This is a genomic window from Streptomyces sp. MB09-01 (assembly GCF_033794505.1).
Classification (GTDB): domain Bacteria; phylum Actinomycetota; class Actinomycetes; order Streptomycetales; family Streptomycetaceae; genus Streptomyces.
In genome coordinates, this window is sequence record NZ_JARAYQ010000344.1 from 1 (window position 1) to 7,011 (window position 7,011).

A 7,011-nucleotide genomic window follows, 5' to 3' on the forward strand; every position below is an offset into this window, starting at 1 on the left:
CTCGGGGGCGTCCGAGGGGGCCTCGGCGGGCGCCTCGGTGGGGCCGGTGGTGTCGGTGGAATCCGCCGGGGCGTCCGAGCCCTGGGGGCCGCTGCCCTGCGGGGGCACGCCGCCACCGCCGTCGGGGCCACCGCCGTTGTCGTCCGGGCCCCCGGAATCCGGGTCGGCGTCCGGGTCCGGGTTCCGGTCGGGCTCCGGGTCGGGCTCGGGCTCCTCGTCGGGGAACTGGTCGAGGATCTCGTCCAGCTTGTCCTCGTCCAGGCCCGGCGCGTCGAAGGGATTGCGGCGCCGCCGGTGGGGGAGCGCCAGCAGCGCGGCTTGCCGGACGTCCTCCTTCAGCACGGTGGTCCGGCCGGCCCAGGCGGCCAGCGCGGTCGCGGTGCGCGCCATGACGATGTCGGCGCGCATGCCGTCGACCTCGAAGCCGGCGCAGGTGGCCGCGATCTGCAGCAGCGCCGTGTCCCCGAGCACGACCTGCGGGAGCAGCGCCCGCGCGGCCACCACCCGGGCGCGGACCTCGTTCTCGTCCCCGGCCCAGCGGGCGGCGAAGACCGCGGGATCGTCCTCGTACGCGAGCCGGCGGCGCACCACCTCCACCCGCTGGGCGGGTTCGCGGGAGGCGGCGACCTCGACGGTCAGCCCGAAGCGGTCGAGCAGCTGCGGGCGGAGCTCGCCCTCCTCGGGGTTCATCGTGCCGACGAGCAGGAAGCGGGCGGCGTGCCGGACGGAGACGCCCTCGCGCTCCACGTACGAGGCGCCCATGGCGGCGGCGTCCAGGAGCAGGTCGATCAGGTGGTCGTGGAGGAGGTTGACCTCGTCGACGTAGAGGATCCCGCGGTGGGCGTCGGCGAGCAGGCCGGGCTCGAAGGCCTTCACGCCCTCGGCGAGGGCCCGTTCGATGTCGAGGGCGCCGACCAGGCGGTCCTCGGAGGCGCCGACGGGCAGCTCCACCATGCGGGCGGGCCGGGCGCTGCCGGGACCGGACTCGTGCGGGCCGTCGGGGCAGGCCGGGTCCGGCGCGGCCGGCGCGCACGAGAACCGGCAGCCGGGCACGACGTCGACCTGCGGCAGCAGGGTCGACAGCGCGCGCACGGCGGTCGACTTGGCGGTTCCCTTCTCGCCGCGCACCAGCACCCCGCCGACCGCCGGGCTCACGGCGTTGAGCAGGAGCGCCAGCCGCAGGTCGGACTGGCCGACCACTGCGGTGAACGGGTAGGGCGTGCTCATGCGGTGCCTCTCTCTGTGCGTACGTTTGCGGTCGGCATGAGGGTTGCCGCTGCGCGGAACTCTCCCCGCCCCGCCCTTTCACCGTTTCCCGGGGCTCCGCCCCGGACCCTGCGCCGCGAACGCCGGCGGGGCCGAACGTGCAGGGCCGCCCCCGTCACGGGGCGCCCGGCGGAAGGAAGGGCAGGCCCGCGGGGGCTCCGCCCTCGACGAGCCGCAGCAGCGCGTCCGTGTCCGCGTGCTGCTCGATCAGATCGCCCAGCAGGTCCAGCTGTTCCTCCCGCAAGGAGGCGAAGGACGTGTCCGGCGCCGGCACGAACCGGCGACCGGCGGCCTCCGCCACCTCCCGCAGGAAGGCGCGGCGGAAGCCGTCCGATTCCAGCGAGCCGTGCCAGTGGGTGCCCCACACCGACCCGACCCGGCAGCCGTCCAGGAAGGGCTCCCCGCCGAGGACCTCCGCCACGCCGTGGTGGATCTCGTACCCCTCGACCGGTTCCCCGAGCGCCGAGCCCACCGGCCGCGCCAGGGTCTTCTCCCGCGCGAAGCGGACCCGTACGGGAAGGAGTCCGAGGCCGTCGACCTCGCCCGCCCGTGATTCGACCTCGTCCGAGATCCGCTCGCCCAGTACCTGGAACCCCCCGCAGATGCCGAGCACCGGCCGTCCCTCGGCGGCCCGCCGCAGGAGCGCGTCCGCGAGCCCGCGTTCGCGCAGCCAGGCGAGGGCCTTCACCGTGCCGCGGGTGCCGGGTACGACGACCAGGTCCGCGTCGGCCAGTTCCTCGGCCCGGTCCACGAACCGCACCACGACCCCGGGCTCCGCCGCGAGCGCGTCGACGTCCGTGAAGTTCGACATCAGCGGCACCGCGCACACGGCGACCCGCAGCACGTCCTCGCCGACGGGAGGCGCCACCACGGACTCCCGTACCGCGCCCCGCAGGGAGACCCGCAGGCCGTCCTCCTCGTCGATGCCCAGTCCGTGCTGGAAGGGCAGCACCCCGTACGTGGCCCGTCCGGTCAGGCCGCGCAGCATCTCCATGCCCGGCTCCAGCAGCGACACGTCGCCGCGGAACTTGTTGACCACGTACCCGGCGATCAGCGACTGGTCCTCGGGGGAGAGCAGCGCCGTTGTCCCGAAGAAGGACGCGAAGACCCCGCCCCGGTCGATGTCCCCGACCACGACCACCGGGAACCGCGCGGCCCGCGCGATCCCCATGTTCACGATGTCGGTCCGGCGCAGGTTGATCTCGGCCGGACTCCCCGCCCCCTCGCAGATCACGGCGTCATACGTGCCCCGCAGCTGCTCCAGGCAGTCCGTGACGATGCCGAGCAGCTGCTCCTGCCTGCCGCCGTGGTAGCCGCGGGCGCTCATCTCGCCCACCGGCTTGCCCAGCAGCACCACCTGGCTGCTGCGGTCGCTGCCCGGCTTGAGCAGCACCGGGTTCATCAGCGCGGTCGGCTCCACACGGGCCGCCTGGGCCTGCATCGCCTGGGCGCGTCCGATCTCGGCGCCCTCCCGCGTGACGAAGGAGTTCAGCGACATGTTCTGCGCCTTGAAGGGCGCCACCTTCACGCCCTGGCGGGCCAGCCAGCGGCAGATGCCCGCCGTGACCACGCTCTTGCCGGCGTCCGACGTGGTACCCGCGACCAGCAGACCGCCGCCGCGCTTCGCGCCGCTCATCCGCGTCGCCCTCTCTGTGCCGTACGGGAGACGAGCAGCCGGGCGGCCACGCAGGCGCCCAGCGCCAGCCAGGTCACCTGCCGCGACAGCCGGACCGCCCGTTCGATGTCCGCGACCTCCACGGGCCGTCCGGCCTCGCCGTTCAGCACCGCCCGGTGCTCGACCCGGCCGCCGTACGCGAGGGTGCCGCCCAGCCGTACGCCGAGCGCCCCCGCGAAGGAGGCCTCGACGGGCCCGGCGTTCGGGCTCGGGTGCCCGGCCGCGTCCGCGCGCCAGGCCCGTACGGCTCCCCGCCGGTCGGGGCCGGCCAGTACGGCGGCGGCCGCGGTCAGCCGGGCGCCCGGCCAGCCCGCGAGGTCGTCGAGCCGGGCGGAGGCCCAGCCGTAGCGGAGGTAGCGGGGGGACTTGTGGCCGACCATCGCGTCCAGGGTGTTCACGGCGCGGAAGGCCAGCAGGCCCGGGACCCCGGCCACCGCGCCCCACACCAGGGCCCCGACCACCGCGTCGGAGGTGTTCTCGGCGACCGACTCCACGACGGCGCGGGCCATCTGCTGCCCGTCCAGGGCCTGCGGGTCGCGGCCGCACAGGTGCGGCAGCCGCTCCCGGGCCACCTCGGTGTCCCCGGCGGCGAGTGCCCCGCCGATGGCGCGGGCCTCCCGGCCCAGCGAGGTGCCGCCCACAGCGGCCCAGGTGGCGGCGGCGGTGAGGGCGATACGGGCGGCAGCGGGCCGGGAGCGCACGGCGCGGGCGCCCAGCGCGCCCACGGCGGCCGCGCCTCCGGCGCACACCAGGGTGTGTACGAGGCCGCGGGCGCGGTCGTCGCGCCACAGGGCGCGTTCGACGGCGGCGGCGGCCCGTCCGAAGGCGGCCACGGGGTGCCCTCGGCGGGGATCACCGAGGATCCGGTCGCCGATCAGGCCCGCCGTGGCGCCGTACGCGAAGACGCGATCGGCACGCATGGTGACAGGTATGTCCTCACTCAGGGTCCGCGCCCTGGTTCGACGTGTCCGGCGGCGAGAGTTCCTGGCTCCCGGGGCGCACGCGCGGCGTGCGCTCCCCGGTGACAGTGGCGGGACCGCGCCGGATTCGCACCGGACTTCCTCTCCATGCCGCCGTATTGGCTCGGGCAGTCCACCACGGGCCGAGAAGGCCCGTCAACTCGCCGTTGACCTGCGGCGCGGTAGAGGCGCGGGATGCGAAAAAGCTCCCTCCGGGACAAACCCGGAGGGAGCCTTCATGCCTGGTCGGCCGCGGGGCGGCGGATCAGGCGACGATCAGGTAGATCCCGTAGCCCACGGCGGCGGCGATGACCGCGAAGCACGCGTACGCGCCGCTGCGGGCGAGGGTGGCGGTGCCGCCCTGCTCGGTGGCGGTCTCGTGCTTGGACAGGCCCACCAGGCCCAGGGTGAAGAGGGCCACGAGGGCGACGGTGGCGAAGAGGCTGACCCCGAACACGGAGCCGAGCGCTTCCCAGTCGATCTTCATACTGCCGTTTCCTCTGTGTGTCTCTGTCGCGGTCAGACCGCGGCGGCCGGAGCCGCCGGGGTCTGCGTCGCGGCCGGGATGGTGGCCTTGAGGTCTTCGTCCATGACCGCGGCGGTGGTGCCGGCGGCGGCGGCGACGGTCGGCGGGACGGTGACCGCGGCCATCGCCGTGGTGACGACACCCGGCTCCTCGGCGCGGGCCGGCTCCACCTCGTTGACGTTGTTGTGGTCGACGACCTGGCGGCGCGAGATGAGCCAGATGGCCAGGCACGAGCCGATCAGGAAGAGCGTGACCGCGGCGATGCCGACGTCGCCGATGCGCATGACCAGCTCGGCACCGGCCGAGACCAGCGCGGCGGCCGGCAGGGTCAGGCCCCAGGCGACGAACATGCGGGTCGCGGTGGACCAGCGGACCACACCGCCCTTGCGGCCCAGGCCCGCACCCATGACCGCACCGGAGCACGAGTGGGTGGTGGAGAGCGAGAAGCCCAGGTTCGAGGAGGCGAGGATGACGGACGCGGCCGAGGTCTGGGCGGCGAAGCCCTGCTGCGGCTGCAGGTCGGTCAGACCGCTGCCCATGGTGCGGATGATGCGCCAGCCGCCGAGGTAGGTGCCCATCGCGATGGCCAGACCGGCGGAGACGATGACCCAGACCGGCGGGTTCGCGTCGGGCGCGATCGCGCCGCCGGCGATCAGGGCCAGGGTGATGATGCCCATCGTCTTCTGCGCGTCGTTGGTGCCGTGCGCGAGGGAGACGAGACCGGCCGAGGCGATCTGACCGGCGCGGTAACCCTTGGCGGAGGTCTTCTCGCCGACCTTGTTGCCCAGCTTGTAGGTGAGCTTGGCCGCCAGGTAGGCGGCGATGCCGGCCACCAGCGGGGCGGCGATCGCGGGGATGAGCACCTTGGTGACGACGACGCTGCCGTTGACCGCGCCGATGCCGGCGGAGGCGACCGCGGCACCGATCAGGCCGCCCATCAGGGCGTGCGAGGAGCTGGAGGGCAGTCCGACCAGCCAGGTGACGAGGTTCCAGAGGATCGCGCCGACCAGGGCGGCGAAGATCACCTCTGGCTGGATGCCCTCTTCGTTGACCAGTCCCTTGGAGATCGTCTTGGCGACCTCCACGGACATGAACGCGCCGACGAGGTTGAGCACGGCGGACATGGCCACCGCCGTCTTGGGCTTGAGGGCGCCGGTCGAGATGGTGGTGGCCATCGCGTTGGCCGTGTCGTGGAAACCGTTCGTGAAGTCGAACACGAGAGCGGTAATGATCACGATCCCGAGGAGAAGCGTTATGTGCTCCATTTACCCAGGCTTCTGTTTGACGTCAGTGGCTCGGCGACCGTAGGCAATCTGGATGAACGGAAGGTGAACTGACTCGGGCGGACCGGTGTACTGGCTCGGGGTGCGATCGGGACATTCGTCCTGATTCTGGGGTAGATATCTCGATAAATGCACGTCAAAGCCGGGTGAATCAGCCCCTCCGCACCGAACCGGTGGGGTGCACGATCCCCCCTCCGGGGCGTCGAATGAGACCTAGATCACTCCGTTCCCGGCGGCGTTGCGACGGCCGCCGGAGCGATCTCCTCCGGTGGCGCTCCGGTGGCCCTCCGCAGCCCCCGCCGGGACACTGGAACGGTGCGTACCGCGACAGCAACGGCAGCGGCCGTCACCACGACCCTCCTCGGCGCCGGTGTGGCCGCCGTCGTGGTCGGCCGGTACGCCGCCGACGCGGCCCTCCGTCCCGAACCGGGACGTCCGCTCCCCGGCGGGCCGCGGCTCAGCGTCCATTCCACCGCCACCGGCCGGGTCGCCCTGACCCGCTCGCTGGCCTCCCTGCGCCCCGGCATCTACGGCCTGGTCGCGCCCGGTGTGCACGCGGTCGTCGGGCCCGTGATCTCCGACGCCGACCACTACCCCGACACCGTCGTACGGCAGCTCCTCACCGTCGGCCACGGCGCCCTCCACCCCGGCACCCGGGTCACCCTCACGCCGCAGGTGTACGTCGGCGACCCGCGCACCGCCCTCGGGCTCGAACACGCCGACGTGGACGTCCCCGGAGAGCTCGGGGCGCTGCCCGCCTGGTTCGTGCCCGCCGCCCGGGACACCTGGGTGATCACCGTGCACGGGCTCGGCAGCACCCGCGAGCACCCGATGGTGGTCATGCCCTTCCTGAACCGCCACCAGCTGCCCGTCCTGGATCTGGGCTACCGCGGCGACCTCGGCGCCCCGGCCCCGCCCGACGGCCTCGGTCACCTCGGCGAATCGGAGTGGCGGGACCTGGACGCCGCCATCCGCTACGCCGTGCGCTACGGCGCCCGCCGCGTGATCCTGTACGGCTGGTCCACCGGCGCCGCCATGGCCCTGCACGCCGCCGAACGCTCGGCGCTGGCCGACCGGATCTCCGGGCTGGTGCTGGACTCGCCCGTGCTCGACTGGCACACGACCCTGCGCGGACTCGCCGCGGCCCGCCGTACCCCGGCCCTGGTGCTGCCGCTGGCCGTCCTGGCCGCCGAAAGCCGCGCGGGGCTGCGCGCCGACCGCCGGCCGCCCGGGGCGGATCCCGGAACCCTGCGCGTCCCCGTACTGCTATTCCACGGCCCGGACGACGCCCTCGCCCCCTGG

Annotated in this window: 6 protein-coding genes and 1 riboswitch; of the genes, 1 reads left to right on the top strand and 5 read right to left on the bottom strand. The window is 74.0% G+C overall.

Translation table 11 applies throughout. From position 1 onward, the window contains the following. The 5 genes from PV721_RS39170 to PV721_RS39190 form a co-directional block, all read right to left on the bottom strand. Positions 1–1,227, bottom strand: a 1,227-nt coding sequence (locus PV721_RS39170; protein WP_319733003.1) for an ATP-binding protein, incomplete at its 3' end; no start/stop codon positions are given. A gap of 154 nt (positions 1,228–1,381) precedes the next feature. Then, positions 1,382–2,902 carry a cobyric acid synthase gene (locus PV721_RS39175; RefSeq protein WP_319733005.1) on the bottom strand — a complete coding sequence of 507 codons (1,521 nt, stop codon included), beginning with the start codon at positions 2,900–2,902 and terminating at the stop codon, positions 1,382–1,384. Further along, entirely contained in the window at positions 2,899–3,861 is a 963-nt protein-coding gene (locus tag PV721_RS39180) for a cobalamin biosynthesis protein (protein ID WP_319733007.1), read from the bottom strand. The genes PV721_RS39175 and PV721_RS39180 overlap by 4 nt, the downstream gene beginning before the upstream one ends. Before the next feature lie 58 nt (positions 3,862–3,919). Further along, a riboswitch (cobalamin riboswitch) is annotated at positions 3,920–4,006 on the bottom strand. 159 nt (positions 4,007–4,165) lie between these two features. Beyond that, positions 4,166–4,387: a hypothetical protein gene (locus tag PV721_RS39185; RefSeq protein ID WP_030012731.1), complete on the bottom strand. Its 222-nt coding sequence runs from the start codon at positions 4,385–4,387 to the stop codon at positions 4,166–4,168. A 32-nt stretch (positions 4,388–4,419) separates the two neighbouring features. Continuing rightward, entirely contained in the window at positions 4,420–5,691 is a 1,272-nt protein-coding gene (locus tag PV721_RS39190; protein ID WP_319733009.1) for an inorganic phosphate transporter, read from the bottom strand. Between the two features lie 333 nt (positions 5,692–6,024). Between PV721_RS39190 and PV721_RS39195 the strand changes: the two genes are divergently transcribed. Next, positions 6,025–7,011: alpha/beta hydrolase family protein (locus PV721_RS39195; RefSeq protein WP_319733011.1), on the top strand; the 987-nt coding region annotated here is incomplete at its 3' end.

Bases quoted from the DNA above. Each gene is read 5' to 3' on its own strand.
- PV721_RS39185 (WP_030012731.1), bottom strand. From the start codon at position 4,387: ATGAAGATCGACTGGGAAGCGCTCGGCTCCGTGTTCGGGGTCAGCCTC.
- PV721_RS39175 (WP_319733005.1), bottom strand. From the start codon at position 2,902: ATGAGCGGCGCGAAGCGCGGCGGCGGTCTGCTGGTCGCGGGTACCACG.
- PV721_RS39180 (WP_319733007.1), bottom strand. From the start codon at position 3,861: ATGCGTGCCGATCGCGTCTTCGCGTACGGCGCCACGGCGGGCCTGATC.
- PV721_RS39190 (WP_319733009.1), bottom strand. From the start codon at position 5,691: ATGGAGCACATAACGCTTCTCCTCGGGATCGTGATCATTACCGCTCTC.